The sequence below is a fragment of the Rhizobium sp. 01T444 genome, from assembly GCF_056398305.1.
This window is the reverse complement of record NZ_JBFTPD010000022.1, coordinates 53,665-72,780: the sequence shown is the minus strand read 5'-3', so window position 1 is coordinate 72,780 and position 19,116 is coordinate 53,665. Positions and strand designations below refer to the sequence as shown.

Annotated in this window: 15 protein-coding genes and 1 pseudogene; 8 read left to right on the top strand and 8 right to left on the bottom strand. The window is 61.7% G+C overall.

Translation table 11 applies throughout. From position 1 onward, the window contains the following. Positions 1-83 precede the first annotated feature (83 nt). Positions 84-1,864 (bottom strand): annotated as a pseudogene (locus AC1DTN_RS25580) (adenylate/guanylate cyclase domain-containing protein). A gap of 259 nt (positions 1,865-2,123) precedes the next feature. Between AC1DTN_RS25580 and AC1DTN_RS25575 the strand changes: the two are divergent. Further along, entirely contained in the window at positions 2,124-2,756 is a 633-nt protein-coding gene (locus AC1DTN_RS25575) for a DapH/DapD/GlmU-related protein (protein ID WP_113323954.1), read from the top strand. A gap of 32 nt (positions 2,757-2,788) precedes the next feature. Continuing rightward, the gene (locus AC1DTN_RS25570; protein WP_477923156.1) at positions 2,789-3,214 is read left to right on the top strand and encodes a GFA family protein; all 426 of its coding nucleotides are present in this window, start codon (positions 2,789-2,791) and stop codon (positions 3,212-3,214) included. A gap of 148 nt (positions 3,215-3,362) precedes the next feature. Here AC1DTN_RS25570 and AC1DTN_RS25565 read toward each other — a convergent pair whose 3' ends face one another. The 4 genes from AC1DTN_RS25565 to groES all read right to left on the bottom strand — a co-directional run bounded on the left by AC1DTN_RS25565 (position 3,363) and on the right by groES (position 7,871). Then, a complete protein-coding gene (locus tag AC1DTN_RS25565) occupies positions 3,363-4,280 on the bottom strand; it encodes an MBL fold metallo-hydrolase (protein WP_442207731.1) in 918 nt (305 codons plus the stop codon). A 418-nt stretch (positions 4,281-4,698) separates the two neighbouring features. Further along, complete coding sequence (locus tag AC1DTN_RS25560; protein WP_477923153.1) at positions 4,699-5,523, bottom strand: arginase family protein; 825 nt, start codon at positions 5,521-5,523, stop codon at positions 4,699-4,701. Between the two features lie 370 nt (positions 5,524-5,893). Then, positions 5,894-7,519 (bottom strand): chaperonin GroEL, encoded by a 1,626-nt coding sequence (groL, locus tag AC1DTN_RS25555; protein WP_477923152.1) that lies wholly within the window; start codon positions 7,517-7,519, stop codon positions 5,894-5,896. 55 nt (positions 7,520-7,574) lie between these two features. Next, entirely contained in the window at positions 7,575-7,871 is a 297-nt protein-coding gene (gene groES / locus AC1DTN_RS25550) for a co-chaperone GroES (RefSeq protein WP_007814205.1), read from the bottom strand. A gap of 308 nt (positions 7,872-8,179) precedes the next feature. Here groES and AC1DTN_RS25545 point away from each other — a divergent pair, with 308 nt between their 5' ends. Both AC1DTN_RS25545 and AC1DTN_RS25540 read left to right on the top strand, forming a co-directional pair. Next, entirely contained in the window at positions 8,180-9,028 is an 849-nt protein-coding gene (locus tag AC1DTN_RS25545) for a TIGR01459 family HAD-type hydrolase (protein WP_477923150.1), read from the top strand. 14 nt (positions 9,029-9,042) lie between these two features. Continuing rightward, positions 9,043-10,026 carry a bifunctional riboflavin kinase/FAD synthetase gene (locus AC1DTN_RS25540; RefSeq protein WP_113325778.1) on the top strand — a complete coding sequence of 328 codons (984 nt, stop codon included), beginning with the start codon at positions 9,043-9,045 and terminating at the stop codon, positions 10,024-10,026. Between the two features lie 2 nt (positions 10,027-10,028). Here the strand turns inward: AC1DTN_RS25540 and AC1DTN_RS25535 are convergent, their stop codons facing one another. Further along, a complete protein-coding gene (locus AC1DTN_RS25535; RefSeq protein WP_477923147.1) occupies positions 10,029-11,243 on the bottom strand; it encodes an MFS transporter in 1,215 nt (404 codons plus the stop codon). Between the two features lie 599 nt (positions 11,244-11,842). Here AC1DTN_RS25535 and ileS point away from each other — a divergent pair. Further along, a complete protein-coding gene (gene ileS / locus AC1DTN_RS25530) occupies positions 11,843-14,749 on the top strand; it encodes an isoleucine--tRNA ligase (RefSeq protein WP_477923145.1) in 2,907 nt (968 codons plus the stop codon). A gap of 131 nt (positions 14,750-14,880) precedes the next feature. Then, complete coding sequence (locus AC1DTN_RS25525; protein WP_113321884.1) at positions 14,881-15,510, top strand: hypothetical protein; 630 nt, start codon at positions 14,881-14,883, stop codon at positions 15,508-15,510. Positions 15,511-15,576: 66 nt separating this feature from the next. On the opposite strand, the gene AC1DTN_RS25520 is transcribed toward AC1DTN_RS25525, so the two are convergent. Together AC1DTN_RS25520 and AC1DTN_RS25515 are read right to left on the bottom strand one after the other, a co-directional pair. Next, positions 15,577-15,882: a hypothetical protein gene (locus tag AC1DTN_RS25520; protein WP_477923143.1), complete on the bottom strand. Its 306-nt coding sequence runs from the start codon at positions 15,880-15,882 to the stop codon at positions 15,577-15,579. After that, the gene (locus AC1DTN_RS25515; RefSeq protein WP_477923209.1) at positions 15,879-16,316 is read right to left on the bottom strand and encodes a nucleoside deaminase; all 438 of its coding nucleotides are present in this window, start codon (positions 16,314-16,316) and stop codon (positions 15,879-15,881) included. Before AC1DTN_RS25515 ends, AC1DTN_RS25520 begins: the two co-directional genes overlap by 4 nt. Before the next feature lie 90 nt (positions 16,317-16,406). Here AC1DTN_RS25515 and AC1DTN_RS25510 point away from each other — a divergent pair, with 90 nt between their 5' ends. Both AC1DTN_RS25510 and rsmD read left to right on the top strand, forming a co-directional pair. Continuing rightward, positions 16,407-18,575 (top strand): pseudouridine synthase, encoded by a 2,169-nt coding sequence (locus AC1DTN_RS25510; protein ID WP_477923141.1) that lies wholly within the window; start codon positions 16,407-16,409, stop codon positions 18,573-18,575. Beyond that, entirely contained in the window at positions 18,556-19,116 is a 561-nt protein-coding gene (rsmD, locus tag AC1DTN_RS25505; protein WP_037105838.1) for a 16S rRNA (guanine(966)-N(2))-methyltransferase RsmD, read from the top strand. The genes AC1DTN_RS25510 and rsmD overlap by 20 nt, the downstream gene beginning before the upstream one ends.

Genomic DNA, 19,116 nt, shown 5'->3' with positions numbered 1-19,116 from the left:
GGACACGATGTCGCTTCCGGCGGATCGTGGACGAGGCGCGAAGTCCGCTCCCATCCCATCGGTTTTCAAGATCGAAAACGCCCTCAGCGCTCAGGCAAGCCCGCCTGCCGCAAACCCTCGGCGGTCTGGGCCGCCCATTGCGGCACCCCCTGAAACACAGGCCTCGACAAATAGCGCTCGATCGTAAAATGCGGCTCGATCTCCATGAGCTTGCCCGCAGCCCACCGGGCCGTCTTCACGTCGCCGCTCATCGCCGCCCAGGCCGCCATCATCCGGTAGCACCAGGTCACATCGGGATGTTTGTTGACGACCTCCCGGGCAATAGCGACGGCTTGCGAAAGGGAGCCTGCCATGGCCAGCGACAGGGCCATGCCCATGCGCATGTTGAACGCAAGCGGATCCGCAGGGCTCAGCGTCAGCGCCCGTTCGAACCGCTCCGTCGCGCCAGTCTCGCCCTTGTAGCTTGCAACCCAGCCATAGCGCGCCCATGCCCAGGCATTGTTCGGGTCGAGCGCCAGCGCCCGTTCAAGATAGGCGGCCGCCCGCTCCTGATCGCCGCAATGGCTGAGTGCCCCGCCGACGGCGGTCAGCGCGGTCGGATCATCATCGATGGAGCCCACTGCGGCTTCGACAGATTTTAAAGCCCGCTCCAGATCTCGCTCCGGTTCCTCGGTCCAGATGTAGCCGAGGTGCTGGGCGTAGCACCATGCCAGAAATGCGTGGGCGCGGCCGTAAGCAGGGTCGATCGCGATGGCATCCAGAAGCAGCGGTATTGCCCGCTCGTTCGTCGCCTTGCTCTGGCCCCAGAGATACGGGTAGGCGCGCATGACAAGATCATAGGCGCGCAGGCTGCTGGGCGGCTTGCGCTTCGACAGCTCGGTTTCGGCACTCTGGATGGCCGGATGGATGGCGCCGGTCACCTGAGCCGCGATCCTGTCCTGAAGCTCGAATATGTCTTCGGCCGCGCCCTCATAACGCTCTGACCAGAACTGCATGCGCGTCTCGGTATCGACCAGCTGCACGGATATCCGCAGCCGGTCTCCTCCCCGCCGAACCGTACCCTGGACCACGTAGTTGACGCCGAGTTCCCGTCCGAGGTCACGCACGTCGACGAAACGTCCCTTGTAGGTGAAGGCGGACTGGCGCGCGATGACGAAGAACTCCCGAACGCGCGAGAGCGCCGCGGTGATTTCCTCCACGACCCATCAACGAAATACTCATCGCCCTGACCGCTGAGATTGTCGAAGGGCATGACGACGATCGACGGCTGGTCTCTGCCGAAGCGCGGCGCAGGTGATGGTGATTTTGTTGACCCTGGCTCTTGCCCGGCCTCCCCGCTTTCAGCCGCCTCCTGCAGCCAGTCGACCCGAAAGACGGAAATCGGCCTCGGGATATTCTTCATAGAGCGTTCGCCAAGGCTCGTCAGCGTGAACGGCACCTTGCCATAGAGATGCTCGCGTACCGACCCGGAAATGCATATGCCTGCCGGCGGCGCCATCTCCTGCAGGCGCGCAGCGATATTGACGCCGTCGCCCAGCAGATCGTCACCCGACACAATGACGTCACCCAGATTGACGCCGATACGGAACTCCAGGCGGCGATCCCCGGGGATGTCTTTTGGATTGCTCGAGAGGCGTCGCTGGATTTCGACCGAGCACCTGATAGCCTGAACAGCGCTTGCGAACTCGGCGACAAACCCGTCACCCGCAGTGCCGAAGATGCGGCCATCATGCTCGCCCACTATTTCGGCGATCTGGCTTAGGCACGCGTTGAGAGCACGAACCGTGCCCTCCTCGTCCAGCGCCGTAAGGCGGCTGAAACCGGCAACATCGGCGGAAAGGATGGCTGCGAGCTTTCGATCCACAGCAGTGATTGCTCCGGCGGCGTATCATACCGTTGGATGAATATGCGCGGATTTTGCCAAATTCATAGAGTTTTGTCGCAAAGGGGACCGATGAACAACCACCTTTGGCATGGCGTATCGCGGCGCTCCAACACCTGTGGGCCAGAAGCAGACCGAGCTTTGAGGCGCACTGCCAAACCTGCCCCGATCATCGCGGCGTTCTTGCGTCACATATCCTTCACCGTTCCCGATTAGGCAGACCGAAATCCGGAGACTGCCCATGGACTCGACCACCCAGCCGAACCGCCCCAAGATCGCCGAGACTGTCATCCACCCGACGGCAAGCCTGAGGGATTCCAGCGTCGGCAAATGCTGCGAGATCCTGGAGAATACTTCCCTGCACACGGTCGAACTCGGGGATTATTCCTATCTAGGGCAGCGCTGCATCGTCGGCGATGCATCGATCGGGAAATTCTGCGCCATCGCCGCGGAAGTCAGGATCGGCGCGCCCAATCACCCGATGGACCGCCCGTCGATGCATCGCTTCACCTACTGCCCGGAATATTACTCCGCAGACGCCGCGCGCGATCACTCCTTCTTCGCCGAACGAAAGGCGGACCGCGCCATCATCGGCAATGACGTCTGGATCGGCCATGGCGTCATCGTGCTTCCGGGTGTGACGGTTGGAGACGGCGCCGTGCTCGCGGCAGGCGCGGTGGTGACCAAGGACGTTGCGCCCTATACGATCGTCGGCGGCGTTCCCGCCAGGTTCCTGCGCGAGCGCTTCTCGCGAAACGTTGCGGAAAAACTTGCCGCGATCGCCTGGTGGGACTGGCCATTCGAGACCATCATGGAACGGCTCGCCGATTTTCAGTCCAGCGATATCGAAGCCTTCTGCGAGCGCTGGGCCTAGTTTGAGATTTCATTGAGAGAGACAGGCGGATTATGAGCGACGAGAGACATGAGCATAATGCGGCCTGCCACTGCGGCCGCGTCAAATTCCGGCTCCGGTTGGCGGACGAATTCAATACGATCCGCCGCTGCACCTGCTCCTACTGCCGCATGCGCGGCGCAATCGCCGTCTCGGCTGAGCTTGCGGATATCGAGTTCGTAGAGGGCGAAGACAATCTGACGCTCTATCAATTCAATACCCGCACGGCGAAGCATTATTTCTGCAAGACCTGCGGCATCTATACCCATCACCAGCGCCGCTCGAATCCGAACCAGTTCGGCATCAATGTCGCCTGCATCGAGGGTATCAGCCCCTTCGACTTTCCGGAGGTGCAGGTCATGGACGGCGTCTCCCACCCCTCCGATTCCGGCACCAAGGCAAGGGTCGCCGGCATACTTTGCTTCGAGCCGGCAAAGTGAGATCTTGCCAGGCGAGCGCTCCTGCCCCGGAAGCGGCTCCAGCGGCATACGGCCGCCAAAATGAAACGAGGCCCAGGCATTCGCCGGGCCTCGCTGATTGAGACGGATATGAGCCACGCTCAGCCTGGTGCGGCGTGACACAACCCCGTCAATAATCCCAGAAGATCGGCACCCAGCGAAAGGCTTCGCCGTCGACCGCCACATGGCCGATGGAGGGGAACGGCAGATGCGTGGCCACCAACAGTTCGCCGGTCGCCGCGAGCTCACGCAGAAGCCGGATACGAACGCGGACCGCCTCTTCGGGGTCGTGTTCGAAACCGTTGAACCAGTCGGGATGTTCGAACCCGACCGCAAACACGGCGTCGCCGGCAAACATCAGCTTGTCGCCGCCGGAGGCCACGCGGACCACGCTATGCCCGGGAGTGTGGCCACCGGTGCGAGAGACGACGACACCAGGCGCCACCTCGTATTCCTCATCGAACAGCCGCAGCTGGTTTTGGTACTCCTTGGCGAACCGCTTGGCGGCTGCCCGAAGCGCGTCCGGAAAGCCCGGCGGCATGGAGACGTGGGAGAAATCGGGCGCCTCCCAGAATTTGACCTCGGCGGCGGCCACATGGATGCGCAGGTCCGGACGCAGCCGTTCCTTCACCCCTTCCACGAGCAGCCCGCCAACATGGTCCATGTGCATGTGGGTCAGCACAACGTCGGTCACGGAACCAAGATCGATGCCCGCGGCCTCCAGTCGCTTGATCAACTGCCCGGCCCGCGGCAGGTTCAGGTCCGGGTCGATCCCGAGCCCCGCATCGACGAGGATGGTCTGTGCGCCGCTACGCACCACGACCACGTTCAGCGACCAGTCGAAAGCGTCCGGCGGCAGGAACATGTCGCCCAGCCAGGCGGCACGGACGGCCGGTTCGGCATTGTGTCCCAGCATCGCGGTTGGCAGCGGCAGAACCCCATCGCTGACTACCATCACCTCGATGTCGCCGATATCAAGCGCATAGCGCGACGGAACCAGCTCGCCGGGCTTTGCTCCACCGGGAGCCGAACTGTTCTGCGAGGACATATTTGTCTGTTGCGGACCCGTGCTACGGGCTTTTGTTTCTAACTGCGACATGACGCGCTCCTGTGTTGCGTGGACACCAGCCTGTCACTGTCCATTCGGTAATACGCGGATGTCGCATACCAGCATGGATCCGGCGCTCGAACCTCACGTTTCCAGACGTTTCCGTTTTCGAGCGCTCTTTGGTGGCGGCCCCTAACAACTACAGCCGCCCTCACGCGCCCGTAATCCAAACTTACGTTTAAGACGGGGCGGCTGACCGTATGTCGCCTCTCGATCATGTTAAAAAAAGAGCCGGAACGCCGTTCAAACAACAAATGAAATCAGGCTCTTACCATGGAGCCACGCTCGCACGTCTGCTTTCAGGATGAGCCACGCAGCAGGGATGGCGACCGGATTCAGGACCTAAGCTGCCATTCGCTTAGTGGGAGCTCTTTGTCAAAACCGGCTCCAGGGCATCGAGCAGAGCGCTCGGTGAGACTGGCGGGCCGCCAGCTTTCCAGGAGTTCTGGAACTCGGCAATTTCTATCCCGACGAAATCGTGTTCTGCGATAACCTTGCAGCAGGCTCGCACATCATCCAGCGACAAGCCGCCTTCGCATTCGTAATCTGTCGGCACGATGCCGGGCTCCAAAACATCGCAGTCGAAATGCACATAGACGGAGCGACCGGCGATCGCTCTCCCAAGGTCGGTCGCGAGATCGGCTCCTGGTTTGATATGCGGAATGTCGTGTTTCGCGATCAGATCCAGTTCATACGGATCGAGGTCACGTTGACCGACGAGAACAACCTGATCAACGCTTAAACCCGCACCGAGACCGGAATCCCAAAGGCCAAGTGGCCCCGCAAGCGCCAGCCCGCCGAGATATCCGGTGGGGCTGGCCTCTGGTGGATTTAGATCGCCATGTGCATCGAACCACACGATGCAGGCCGCGGGACGGTGCTTCGCAACGGCTGGAAGGGTTGCCAGCGAAACCGCGCAACGGCTGGTGGCAGCGATCGACACTGCGCCTGCGGCCAACACGTCGTCAAATCGGGACTGCAACTCTCTGAGCGATTGCAGGGCCGCATCGAGCTCTTCGCGCCATCCGCCATTCACGGCGGGCTCCGGGGTGCCGATCACTGCAGGAGAAATGCCGGTTCGGCGTTCCAATTCCTCGCCGATCGCCTTCGCACCCGGCATGGCCAGGTCGTTGTGATCTCCTGCGCGTCCCTGGAACACGGTATATTCTGCTTTTCCAGCCATCGCTTACAACCTCGCAACGTGTTGTTCCCACCCGTTTAACTGGTTTCCGTGTGGAAAGCGAGAAGGTCAGCAAGCGCCGCGTTGCACCCATGTCGTCTGGGGTTTCAGCAATGTGCCCTACCCCGGAAACGGCTTGAGCGTCCCGAACCAGGCAACGAGCGCGACAACACAGACGGCGATCACGAGTTCCCCACGAACGGCATCTTTCGGGTGCTGTGGTCCAGTGCGCCATGGCGCGATCTGCCGGAGCGCTACGGCCGCGCACGACGACCGGCCCAACCGGACGTCGGAGGCCCCGATCAATCGGAGCCCCCTTGCCTTGTGTCAGCCAACGTCTTGTGTCAGCGAACGCGCTTCTGGAACGACTTCTTCACATCATGCCGCCCATGTCAGGCATGCCGCCTGCTGCGGAATCTTTCTTGGGTATATCGGCGATCATGGCTTCCGTGGTCACGAGAAGCCCGGCAACCGAAGCCGCATTCTGCAGCGCCGTACGAACGACCTTGACCGGGTCGACGATGCCCATGGCGATCATATCGCCATATTCGGACGTCTGGGCGTTGTAGCCGTAGTTGTCTGTATTGCTCTTGAGAATGTTGCCGACAACGATCGAGCCTTCATCACCRGCATTTTCGGCGATCTGGCGGACCAGCGACTGGAGCGCCTTGCGGATGATGTTGACGCCGGCATTCTGGTCGTCGTTCTCACCCTTGACGTCAAGAACGATAGAGCAGCGCAGCAGGGCCGTGCCACCACCCGGAACGATACCCTCTTCGACAGCAGCGCGCGTCGCGTTGAGAGCGTCGTCGATGCGGTCCTTCTTTTCCTTCACTTCGACTTCCGTCGAACCGCCGACGCGGATGACGGCAACGCCGCCAGCGAGCTTGGCAAGACGTTCCTGCAGCTTTTCGCGGTCGTAGTCAGAGGTGGTTTCTTCGATCTGGGCCTTGATCTGGGCAACACGGCCTTCGATGTCGGACTTGGCGCCRGCGCCGTCGACGATCGTGGTGTTTTCCTTGGAGATCGAGACCTTCTTGGTGCGGCCGAGCATGTCGAGGGTGACGGACTCGAGCTTGATGCCGAGGTCTTCGGAGATGACAGTGCCGCCCGTGAGGATAGCGATGTCTTCCAGCATGGCCTTGCGGCGATCGCCGAAGCCCGGAGCCTTGACAGCGGCAATCTTCAGGCCGCCGCGCAGCTTGTTGACGACGAGGGTCGCAAGAGCTTCGCCTTCGACGTCTTCAGCGATGATGAGGAGCGGCTTGCCGGTCTGAACGACAGCTTCGAGAACCGGGAGCATGGACTGCAGGTTCGAGAGCTTCTTTTCGTGCAGSAGGATGAAAGCGTCTTCGAGGTCAGCAACCATCTTTTCCGGRTTGGTGACGAAGTACGGGCTCAGGTAGCCGCGGTCGAACTGCATGCCTTCGACGACTTCGAGCTCGGTTTCAGCGGTCTTGGCTTCTTCGACGGTGATGACACCTTCGTTGCCGACCTTCTGCATGGCTTCAGCAATGTCGAGACCGACCTGCTTGTCGCCGTTTGCGGAGATCGTGCCGACCTGGGCAACTTCTTCCGACGTGGAGATCTTCTTGGCCTTGGCCTGGAGATCCTTGACGACTTCAGCAACGGCGAGGTCGATGCCGCGCTTCAGGTCCATCGGGTTCATGCCGGCTGCAACAGCCTTGTTGCCTTCGCGAACGATGGCCTGTGCGAGAACCGTGGCGGTCGTGGTGCCGTCGCCGGCAATGTCGTTGGTCTTCGAAGCAACTTCGCGGACCATCTGCGCGCCCATGTTTTCGAACTTGTCTTCGAGTTCGATTTCCTTGGCGACAGAAACACCGTCCTTGGTGATGCGCGGAGCGCCGAAGGACTTGTCGATAACGACGTTACGGCCCTTCGGACCGAGCGTGACCTTCACTGCGTCAGCGAGGACGTCGACGCCGCGCAGCATCTTTTCGCGCGCGCTGCGGCCGAACTTTACTTCTTTAGCTGCCATTTTGAGAACTCCTGAAAAGGGGTGTCAGCGATTTCGATGAAAGACAATCGGCCGATTAGCCGATAATGCCCATGATGTCGGCTTCCTTCATGATCAGAAGGTCTTCGCCGTCGATCTTGACTTCCGTGCCCGACCACTTGCCGAACAGAATGCGGTCGCCGGCCTTGACGTCCAGCGGAACGACCTTGCCGGATTCGTCACGAGCGCCGGAACCGACAGCGACGATTTCGCCTTCCTGCGGCTTTTCCTTGGCGGTGTCCGGGATGATGATGCCACCCTTGGTCTTCGCTTCGGATTCAACGCGACGGACGACGACGCGATCGTGAAGCGGGCGGAAATTGGTGCTTGCCATTGCTAATCCCTCGATCAAATGACATTCGCGGACCGGGTTGGTCCACAATGAAGGTGTTAGCACTCAACTCCCGTGAGTGCTACCGCCGTGCATTTAGGGATGGCTTCAGAAGGAGTCAAGAAGAGCCATCACGGATTTTTGTGCCGGAATTGTGGAGACAGGCAGGATTTGTCCGGCGTGGTTACCGAGCTTTGCTCACGTCCAGCTTTTGAACCTCCGGCGTTCTTCGCCTGACGCAGAAAATGCCTTGCCATTGAAGCCCGCCTTTGCAATGTCACCGGTGACTGAAAGCGAAGCAGGAAAGCGGAATGGCAAAGCGGATTGCGAACTTCTCCGAAATCACCGATCGATACGATGCGGTGCTCTGCGATGTCTGGGGCGTCGTGCACAACGGCGTCGATCCCTTTCCGAAGGCCGGGGAAGCGCTCCAGGCCGCCCGTGCCGCTGGCCTCACTGTCGTTCTCATTACCAATTCGCCGCGCGTCTCCTGGCAGGTCGTCGAGCAACTCCGCCAGATCGGCGTACCCGACGACGCCTATGATCGCATCGTCACTTCGGGCGATGTCACCCGTGCGCTGATTGCCGAAGGCCCACGGCAGGTCTTCCTGCTCGGTCCGGAGCGCGACAATCCGATCCTTGAAGGCCTCGATATCGAACGCGCTGCCGCCGGCGACGCCACATCCGTCGTCTGCACCGGCTTTTTCGACGACGAGACGCAGACGCCCGAGGACTACACGGACATGCTGCTGGATTTCAAAGCCCGCAACGTGCCGATGATCTGCGCCAATCCCGACCTCGTGGTCGAGCGCGGTCACCGCATCATTCCCTGCGCCGGCGCCATGGCCACCTATTATGAGCAACTCGGAGGCTCCACCCGGATCGCAGGCAAGCCACACCGGCCGATCTATGAGGCCACACTTGCCGCTGCCCGCGAGGTCCGTGGTGCTTTCCCTGTTAACCGTGTGCTGGCGATCGGCGACGGCATGCCGACGGATGTTCGCGGCGCCTTGAATTATGGCCTCGACCTTCTTTACATCAGCGGCGGTATTCACGCGAAGGAATATACGCTGCACGGTGAGACCGACGAGGCGATCCTGCACGCCTATCTCGAACGGGAAAAGGCGGCGCCGAAGTGGTGGATGCCGCGCCTCGCATAAGAGAATTGAAGCCGATGACCGTTTTCCACCGCAATGAAACCCGTGATCCGCTGCCCGAGCATTTGAAGGGCGGTGTCATCGCCATCGGCAATTTCGACGGCGTCCATCGCGGCCATCAATCGGTGCTGAACCGGGCTCTCGATATCGCAAAAGAGCGCGGTATCCCCGCCCTGGTACTGACCTTCGAGCCGCATCCGCGCACCGTCTTCAAGCCGGATGCGCCGGTCTTCCGCCTGACGCCCGCACCGTTCAAGGCGCGCATCCTGGAAGAGCTCGGCTTCAACGCGGTCATCGAATATCCCTTCGATTACGAGTTCTCGCAGCGCTCGGCGGAAGAGTTCATCCATTCCATCCTGAAGGACTGGCTTGGCGCGTCCGAGGTGGTGACCGGCTTCGATTTCCATTTCGGCCGCGGCCGCGAAGGTGGCCCTGCCTTCCTGATGGATGCCGGTAACAGGTATGGTTTCGGCGTCACACTGATCGACGCCTTCCGCGACGAGAATACCGATGTCGTCTCATCGAGCCATATCCGCGCGCTGCTGAAGGAAGGCGATGTCTCCTCGGTCGCCGCCATGCTCGGCTATCACTATACGGTCCAGTCGAAGGTCATTGACGGAGAGAAGCTCGGCCGCCAGCTCGGCTTCCCGACCGCCAACATGCAGTTGCCGCCGGAAGCTGAACTTGCAGCTGGCATTTACGCCGTTCGTTTCCGCCTCGAAAACGGCGGGCTCTATGATGCGGTGGCAAGCTACGGCCGGCGTCCAACGGTGACAGAAAACGGCGTGCCGTTGCTCGAAACCTATCTTTTCGATTTCAGCGGCGATCTCTACGGCCAGACCTGTTCGGTCTCCTTCTTCGGCTATCTGCGCCCCGAACTGAAGTTCGACGGGCTCGATCCGCTCGTCGCGCAGATCAAGCGCGACGAGGAGGAGGCGAGGGCACTGCTGGCAGGTGTGAGACCGCTCGGCGAGCTCGACCGCAAGCTCTGTTTCAATTGACCTCAGGCCGTGCCGAGCGCGGGCTGTGATTTCTGGCGCGGCAAAGGCGGGAAAGCAAGTGCAATTGCCGCCGCACCGAGCCCGACCAGCGCGGAGCCGATGAAGAGCCACGAATAGTTGGCATAGGTATCGTAGATCCAGCCGCCGATCAGCGGGCCGAAGGCCATGCCGATACTGGAGAGCATTGTCACCGCCCCGAACACTGTGCCGATGACGCGCGGGCCAAAATATTCACGCGCCAGCACGGCATAAAGCGGCATCACCCCGCCATAGGCGCTGCCGAAGATGACGGCGAGCGCATAGAACTCCCCGAGCTTGCTGACGGCAAGGTAGGTGGCAAGGGCCGCCGCCTGCACCAGCAGGCCTGCGATGATGACCGGCTTCACGCCGATCCGGTCCGCCAGCGTGCCATAGAGCAGACGCCCGCCGAGACCGGCAAGACCCTCGACACTGTAGATGCTGACGGCAGCCATCGGCGCAACGCCGCAGAACGTTGCGTAGCTCACCATATGGAAGATCGGTCCGGAATGGGCGGCACAGCAGGCGAAAAAGGTCAGCCCGAGCACGATGAACTGCGGGGAGCGGAAAACCTTCCACAGATTGGGGGCACTGCCATCACCTGACACGATGGCCTCATGTGTATCCTGCGGCGGCGACGGCCGCCGACGCACGAGAAGTGCTGCCGGGATCATCAGAATGAGCGCACCGATGCCGATGATCATCATCGCCGGGCGCCATTCATAGGCAGTGATCAGCCAGCGCGCGAAGGGCGAGATCGTCATCGGCGCAACACCCATGCCTGCCGAAACCAGCGAGACGGCAAGCCCGCGGTTCTCGTCGAACCACTCCGTCGTCGCGGCGATCATCGGCGCGAAAAAGGCACTGGCTGAAAGCCCGACCAGCACGCCATAGGTCAGCTGGAACTGCAGTAGCGTTTCCGCACGGCTGGCAAGCATCAGCGCCAGCCCGAGGATGACGGAGCCTATCAGCACCACGGGGCGCGGTCCGTATCGGTCGCTGACAGCACCCCAGAAGAAACCGCCTACGCCCATGACGATGAAATTCAGCGTCATGGCACTGGCGATGCCGGCATGCGACCAGCCGGTCGCGTCGGCGATTGGTTGCTGGAAAATTGCGAGAGAAAACATGGCGCCGAGAGCAACGCACGTCATCAGTGCGCCGGCCGCGACGATTACCCAACGATAGGAACTGCTCATATCCACATCACTCCTTGCGGGCGGGTTTGATAGGCATGATGAATTTCCCATGCCTGCGAGTCAAAGACGTTCGGGCAACGGGGAATTCGACAGGGGTTTTGGGATTTTTTGCATTGGGACCAGCAAAACTGCAGCCATCGCCTGTCCCAGGCGTTTGCCAAGCGATCGCCCGCGCATTGACCGTGCCCAGGCGCCGAAAGGCAATCTCGACATGGACAAGGGTTCTGGAACGGTGAGACAGTGAACGCTCTCGTTGCCGTCATCGTCAATCTGCCAGCGCCGGCACGGGGAGCTGCGAGAGCCTGAGCGTAGTTCCTGAATCTCGTTGGAGCGAAGCGGCAGGCATCCGGCCTGCGGCTTTTCGTGAGGCTGAGAGACTGAAATCCCTCTTCCTTTTCCGCTGAAAAGCGCCTATGAACCGGCGCAATGAGTAAATTCCGGCTGGCGCATTCGATACGAATTATCGGCCCGGTCTTCCGCGCGCGCTGAGCGGCCGGAAGGTCCGGGTTTTCGGCGCTTGGCTTGCGCGAGCGCTTTCCGTCACCACAGATTTCATATCCGCGTGCCCTTGTTCGGGCCGCCAGAAACGATTGTCACACATGACCGACACAGCCGAAAAGATCGATTACTCGAAGACCCTCTACCTGCCCGAGACGGATTTCCCCATGCGCGCCGGCCTGCCGCAGAAGGAGCCGGAACTCGTTGCCCGCTGGCAGCAGATGGACCTTTACAAGAAGCTGCGCGCCTCCGCCGCCGGCCGCGAAAAATTCGTCCTGCACGACGGCCCGCCTTATGCCAACGGCAACATCCATATCGGCCACGCGCTGAACAAGATCCTCAAGGACGTCATCACCCGCTCCTTCCAGATGCGCGGTTACGACTCCAACTACGTTCCCGGCTGGGATTGCCACGGCCTGCCGATCGAATGGAAGATCGAGGAAGAAAACTACCGCGCCAAGGGCAAGGCCAAGCCTGACCTGACCGAGCCGTCGGCGATGATCGAATTCCGCCGCGAATGCCGCGCCTATGCCGAAAAGTGGATCGCCATCCAGGGCGGCGAGTTCCAGCGCCTCGGTATCGTCGGCGATTTCGAAAACCCGTATCTGACGATGAACTTTCATGCGGAAAGCCGGATCGCCGGCGAGCTTCTGAAGATCGCCAGGAGCGGCCAGCTTTACCGTGGCTCCAAGCCGATCATGTGGTCGGTCGTAGAGCGCACTGCACTGGCGGAAGCCGAAGTTGAATACCACGACTATGAGAGCGACACGATCTGGGTGAAGTTCCCAGTCGCGAAGGGCCCTGATAGCCTCAAGGATGCTTCCGTCGTCATCTGGACCACCACGCCCTGGACGATCCCTGGTAACCGGGCGATCGCCTATTCCTCGCGTGTTGCTTACGGCCTTTATGAGGTAACGGCTGCTGAGAACGATTTTGGCCCGCGCCCGGGCGAGAAGATGATCTTCGCCGACAAGCTCGCCGAAGAATCCTTCGCCAAGGCAAAGCTGCAGTATAAGCGTCTCGCCGACGTCACGGCTGCCGATCTCGCCGGCATCACCTGCGCCCATCCGCTGCATGGCCTCGGAGGCGGCTACGAATTTCTGGTACCGCTACTCGAAGGCGATCACGTCACCGACGATACCGGTACGGGTTTCGTTCACACGTCGCCGAGCCACGGCCGCGAAGACTTTGATGTCTGGATGGCGCATGCCCGAGAAATCGAGGGACGCGGTATCGAGACCAAGATCCCGTTCCCCGTTGACGACGGCGGCTTCTATACCGCCGATGCGCCCGGCTTCGAAGGCGCACGCGTCATCGACGACAACGGCAAGAAGGGCGATGCCAACGACCGCGTCATCAAGGCGCTGATCGAGCGCAACGCGCTCTTTGCCCGCGGCCGCCTTAAGCATCAGTATCCGCATTCCTGGCGCTCCAAGAAGCCGGTGATCTTCCGCAACACGCCGCAGTGGTTCGTCTATATGGACAAGACCCTGGCAGACGGCGCCACGCTGCGCACCCGCGCCCTGAAGGCAATCGACGACACCCGCTTCGTGCCCGCTGCCGGCCAGAACCGCCTGCGCGCCATGATCGAGCAGCGCCCGGACTGGGTACTGTCCCGCCAGCGCGCCTGGGGCGTGCCGATCTGCGTCTTCGTCGATGAGCACGGCGAAGTGCTGCAGGACGATGCCGTCAACCAGCGCATTCTCGATGCTTTCGATGCCGAAGGCGCCGATGCCTGGTTTGCTGCGGGCGCCAAGGAGCGTTTCCTCGGCAACGAGCATGACCCGGCCAAGTGGTCGCAGGTCACGGATATTCTCGATGTCTGGTTCGACTCGGGCTCGACGCACACCTTCACACTGGAAGATCGGCCCGACCTGAAATGGCCGGCCGATGTCTATCTGGAAGGCTCGGATCAGCATCGCGGCTGGTTCCACTCGTCGCTGCTGGAATCGGCTGCAACGCGTGGCCGTGCACCTTATAACGCCGTCATCACCCATGGCTTCACCATGGATGAGAAGGGCGAGAAGATGTCGAAGTCGAAAGGCAATGTGGTCTCTCCGCAGGACGTCATGAAGGATGCCGGCGCCGATATCCTGCGCCTGTGGGTCATGACGACCGACTATTGGGAAGACCAGCGTCTCGGCAAGACGATCATTCAGACCAATGTCGATGCCTATCGCAAGCTACGCAATACCATCCGCTGGATGCTCGGCACGCTGGCCCATGACAAGGGCGAAGTCATCGCATCAGCCGATCTGCCGGAGTTGGAACAGCTGATGCTGCATCGTCTGTCCGAGCTCGATCTGCTCATACGCGAAGGCTATGACGCCTTCGAGTTCAAGAAGATCGCCCGCGCATTGATCGACTTTGCAAATGTCGAGCTCTCGGCCTTTTACTTCGACGTCCGCAAGGATGCGCTCTACTGCGATGCGCCCTCCAGCCTTCGCCGCCGTTCGGCCCTCTATGTCATCCGCATGATCTTCGATTGCATGGTGACCTGGCTTGCTCCGATGCTGCCTTTCACCACGGAAGAAGCATGGCTCTCGCGCAATCCTTCGGCCGTCTCCGTGCATCTGGAGCAGTTTGCTCCCGTCGCCACGGAATGGCGCAACGATGCTCTGGCCGAAAAGTGGAAGCAGATCCGCGCGATCCGCAGCGTCGTCACCGGCGCTCTCGAAATCGAGCGCAAGGACAAGCGCATCGGCTCGTCGTTGGAAGCAGCCCCCGTCGTCTATGTTGCCGACGCGGAACTGCGCAAGGCACTTGAGGGCCAGGATTTCAGCGAGGTCTGCATCACCTCCGGCATCACCATCAAGTCGGACGCCGGCCCGGCTGAGGCTTTCCGTCTGCCGGAAGTGCCTGAAGTCGCCGTCGTTCCGAAGCTTGCCGAAGGCGTAAAATGTGCCCGTTCCTGGCGCATCACCACCGATGTCGGTTCCGATCCTGATTATCCCGACGTTTCGGCGCGTGACGCAGCGGCACTCCGCGAACTCGGCATCCGTGCCTGAAGATATTTGCCGGGTGAATTGCCTTTATGGCGTTCATCCGGTAAAAGCTGCCTGAAAATGGCCGGATTTTTGCGTCAGGGGGACGATTGTCCGGTGGGCAGTACTGATTCCGGCATGCGGGAAGGGTTTTCATGTTAGCGACGCATTGGTTCCGTTTGGGCGCCTGCCTGTCTCTTGTTCTGGCGGCAAGCTCCACGATGTCCGGCTGCGCCAGCAGCCCGACCTACGGTACCGACAAGACCGCCATGGAACAGCTTGCCGACGACCTCGGCCAGTCCGTTTCGCTGACCGGTCCCGGCCCGAAGAACACCGGTGTGAAATATACGCCGCGCCCGACGCTGGTCATGCCTGCGCCCGCGCAGAAGGAAACGCTCGTCGCGCCGCAGCAGAATGTCGCCAACAAGGACAATCCTGAGTGGGTTGAATCCCCGGAAGAGGCCCGCGCACGCCTCGTGAAGGAAGCCGACGAGAATTCGGACAATCCGAGCTATCGTTCGCCGCTCGCCAGCTCCGCCATCGAGGGCGGCCGCCAGACGTCCGAAGCTCAGACCAAGGCCTATCGCGAAGCCCGTGCCCTGCAGAAGGGCGCCTATATCGACCAGCGCCGCTACATTTCCGATCCGCCGACCGAATATCGCGCCGTCGACGATCCTGCCAAGCTCGATGACCTCGGCACGCCGGAGCAGAAGAAGGCGAAGCAGCGCAAGAAGGATGCAGCGGTCGCCAATAGCGGCACCAAGTGGTGGCAGATCCTTCAGTAAAAGCAATTCAGCAAGAATGCGCAGCGGTTTTGCGTCCGGAATGCGTAGAAGCAAAACGAAAATGCTCTAGCGGCGCGACGCGTTAAACCAGCGTTGCGTCGGCGTGATATGCAGAAGCTGGCACGCGAGAAAGATGCCACCCATCAAGGCAATATCGGCATTGCGCACTTGGTCGCTGAGCAGGATCGCGGCCATGATGATAGCTGCAAGCCCTGGAATGAAGGCGAAAGCGATCGTCCGCGGCGCCGTCCAGTTCACGCTCCCCTTCAGTGACCATTGCATCGGCAGCTTCGCCACGCCGGGCGCAACTGTCCGGTTGGCGTAGGCGGCAAGCACGCCCATGACGATGATGATTCCAATGGCAAGGATCATGGCACGTCTCTTCTTTCGGAAAAGAATGCCCTCAGCATATCCGCCGACTCGGTCTCGTTGAAGCCGGAATAGACCTCCGGCGCATGATGGCAGGTCGGCTGGGTATAGAAGCGCACGCCATTGTCGACCGCTCCGCCCTTCGGGTCTTCCGCGCCGTAATAGAGCCTGCGGATGCGGGCGAAGGAAATGGCCGCCGCACACATGGTGCAAGGCTCCAGCGTGACATAGAGGTCGGCGCCGGCAAGACGTTCCTGGCCAAGCTTTTCGCAGGCCATGCGAATGGCGGCGATCTCGGCATGGGCGGTGACGTCGTTGAGCTCCCGCGTACGGTTTCCGGAGGCGGCGACTGCCGAGCCCTCGACGACGACGACGGCGCCGATCGGCACTTCGCCGCGCTCCCCGGCAGCGCGGGCTTCCTCGAGCGCCATCTCCATAAATCGATTTGTCTTCACGTTCGCAAGAATTTCCACTTAACCGCAGGTGCATGACCTGATAGACAGGCCGAAAAGGCAGGCAAACAACAAATGACACCCAAAGACAAGCCAAAACGCCCCGGCACCAAGGCCCCCGCGCGCGAAGCCCGGTCCAGAAGCGGCCCGAAGACCGGCAGCGAGAAGCCGTTGAAGGCTGCTGCCGCGAAAGTCGCTGCTAACGAAGCGGATGGCGATGCCAAGGCGGAACGCATCTCCAAGGTGATGGCGCGCGCTGGCGTCGCCTCCCGTCGCGATATCGAACGCATGATCATGGACGGCCGCGTCACGCTGAACGGCAAGCTCCTGGACACGCCCGTCGTCAACGTCACGCTCGAAGACAAGATCGAAGTCGATGGCGTGCCGATCCGCGGCATCGAGCGCACCCGCCTGTGGCTCTACCACAAGCCGCAGGGACTTGTGACGACGAATTCCGATCCCGAGGGACGCCCGACCGTCTTCGACAATCTGCCGGAAGAACTTCCGCGTGTCATGTCGATCGGTCGTCTCGACATCAACACAGAAGGCCTGCTGCTGCTCACCAATGACGGCGGTCTGGCCCGTGCGCTGGAACTGCCGACCACCGGCTGGCTGCGTCGCTACCGCGTCCGCGCCCACGGCGATATCGATCAAGATGCGCTGGACAAGCTGAAGGATGGCATTGCCGTCGACGGCGTTCTCTACGGCTCCATCGAAGCGACGCTCGACCGCACCCAAGGCTCCAACGTCTGGATCACTATGGGCCTGCGCGAAGGCAAGAACCGCGAAATCAAGAACGTGCTCGGCGCGCTTGGTCTTGAGGTCAACCGCCTGATCCGCATCTCCTACGGCCCCTTCCAGCTTGGCGAATTGCCCGAAGGTCACGTGGTCGAGGTGCGCGGCCGCACGCTGCGCGACCAGCTCGGTCCGCGCCTCATCGAGGATGCCAAGGCGAATTTCGATGCGCCGCTCTACAATGCCCCGGCCGTTGCCGCCGAAGAGCCCGAGGAACCGGCGCCGGAGCGCCGCGAGCGTCCGCGTCGCGACGAAGACAAGCGCGAACGGGCGTTGAGCCGCCTCGATACCAAGCGCGACGACCGTCGTGATGATAAGCGGGACGAACGACGGGATGGCCGCCGCAACGAAGATGACCGGCCGAAGCGTCCGGCCCTCGGCAGCCGCCGCAACGCCAATGTGTGGATGGCGCCCGGCGCCCGTCCGCTCGGCGAGAAGGCCGCCGCCAAGGCTGCCAAGAATGCTCAGACCGCACGCCGTCGCGGTGAAACGGCCCCAGTGAAGGAGCAACGCTTCGATCCTGCAGCCGATCGCCTGCGCCCGCAGATCAATCGCGTCCACGAAGAGGATGGCGAGTGGATCCGTTCGAGCGAGACGCCCAGCAAGCGCGATGAGGATGAAGGTTTCGGCCGCAAGCGTTCCTTCGGCGACAAGCCGCATGGTGAACGTCGTCCTCGTACGGACGGAGAGGAGCGCCCGCGTTCCTTCCGCGACCGTCCGCGCGAAGCGGGGGGCGAGCGTTCTTCGCGTCCGGCCAGAAGCTTTGGCGGCGAAGGCCGCTCCGAACGCCCCCGCGGCGACAAGCCCTTTGGCGACAAGCCGCGCGGCGAGCGTCGTCCACGCACGGAAGGTGAAGAGAACTCGCGTCCTTTCCGCAGCCGTTCGCGCGAAGAGGGTGGCGAGCGTTCTGCGCGCCCAGCCAGAAGCTTCGGCGGCGAAAGCCGCTCCGATCGTCCTCGCGGCGATAAACCCTTTGGCGACAAGCCGCGTGGCGAACGTCGTCCGCGCACGGAAGGGGAAGAACGTCCGCGTTCCTTCCGCGATCGGCCGCGTGAGGACGGAGGCGAACGCGCTTCGCGTCCGGCCCGAAGTTTCGGCGGCGAAGGCCGCTCCGAGCGCCCGCGCGGCGACAAACCTTTCGGCGACAAGCCGCGTGGCGAACGTCGTCCGCGTACCGAGGGGGAAGAACGTCCGCGTTCCTTCCGCGATCGACCGCGCGAAGACGGAGGTGAACGTGCTTCACGTCCGGCCAGAAACTATGGCAGCGAGGGCCGCTCGGAACGTCCCCAAGGCGACAAGCCCTTCGGTGACAAACCCCGCGGGGCAAAGAATTTTTCCGGCAAGCCGAAGGGCGATCGACCGGGCGGTGGTGGCAAGCCTTCGGGCGGGCCGTCCAGAGGTGGTGCGAAAGGCAAGGGAATGACGCGCGGTGCGGATCGTCGGCGGTGAGTTTCGCGGACGGCCGCTTGCCGTACCAAAATCCAACGACATCCGGCCGACTGCGGACCGGACGCGTGAGAGCTTGTTCAACATTCTGAGCCATGCCTATCCGGAATGCATCGACGGCACCCGGATACTCGATCTTTTCGCCGGTACGGGCGCGGTCGGCCTCGAAGCCGTCTCGCGCGGCTGTCGCCATGCGCTGTTCGTTGAAAACAGCGTGGAGGGCAGGGCGCTTCTCTGGGAAAACATCGATGCGCTCGGCCTGCATGGTAGGACGCGAATCCTGCGCCGTGATGCGACCGATCTCGGCAGCATCGGCAATCTCGAGCCTTTCGACATGCTCTTTGCCGATCCGCCCTATGGCCGGGGACTCGGCGAAAAGGCGCTTGCGGCGGCGGCCGAAGGCGGCTGGCTCAAGCCTGGCGCGATTACCGTTCTGGAAGAACGCGCGGATGTTGCCGTTTCGGTTCATCCTTCCTATGTTTTCCTCGAAAGCCGAATATTCGGCGATACAAGAGTACATTTCTTCCGGTATCAGCCGCAGTAG

Bases quoted from the DNA above. Each gene is read 5' to 3' on its own strand.
- AC1DTN_RS25570 (WP_477923156.1), top strand. From the start codon at position 2,789: ATGAGCGACGAGAGACATGAGCATAATGCGGCCTGCCACTGCGGCCGC.
- AC1DTN_RS25515 (WP_477923209.1), bottom strand. From the start codon at position 16,316: ATGGAGATGGCGCTCGAGGAAGCCCGCGCTGCCGGGGAGCGCGGCGAA.
- AC1DTN_RS25510 (WP_477923141.1), top strand. From the start codon at position 16,407: ATGACACCCAAAGACAAGCCAAAACGCCCCGGCACCAAGGCCCCCGCG.
- AC1DTN_RS25575 (WP_113323954.1), top strand. From the start codon at position 2,124: ATGGACTCGACCACCCAGCCGAACCGCCCCAAGATCGCCGAGACTGTC.
- AC1DTN_RS25535 (WP_477923147.1), bottom strand. From the start codon at position 11,243: ATGAGCAGTTCCTATCGTTGGGTAATCGTCGCGGCCGGCGCACTGATG.
- AC1DTN_RS25525 (WP_113321884.1), top strand. From the start codon at position 14,881: ATGTTAGCGACGCATTGGTTCCGTTTGGGCGCCTGCCTGTCTCTTGTT.
- groES (WP_007814205.1), bottom strand. From the start codon at position 7,871: ATGGCAAGCACCAATTTCCGCCCGCTTCACGATCGCGTCGTCGTCCGT.
- AC1DTN_RS25560 (WP_477923153.1), bottom strand. From the start codon at position 5,523: ATGGCTGGAAAAGCAGAATATACCGTGTTCCAGGGACGCGCAGGAGAT.
- AC1DTN_RS25520 (WP_477923143.1), bottom strand. From the start codon at position 15,882: ATGATCCTTGCCATTGGAATCATCATCGTCATGGGCGTGCTTGCCGCC.
- AC1DTN_RS25565 (WP_442207731.1), bottom strand. From the start codon at position 4,280: ATGTCCTCGCAGAACAGTTCGGCTCCCGGTGGAGCAAAGCCCGGCGAG.
- AC1DTN_RS25545 (WP_477923150.1), top strand. From the start codon at position 8,180: ATGGCAAAGCGGATTGCGAACTTCTCCGAAATCACCGATCGATACGAT.
- AC1DTN_RS25540 (WP_113325778.1), top strand. From the start codon at position 9,043: ATGACCGTTTTCCACCGCAATGAAACCCGTGATCCGCTGCCCGAGCAT.
- ileS (WP_477923145.1), top strand. From the start codon at position 11,843: ATGACCGACACAGCCGAAAAGATCGATTACTCGAAGACCCTCTACCTG.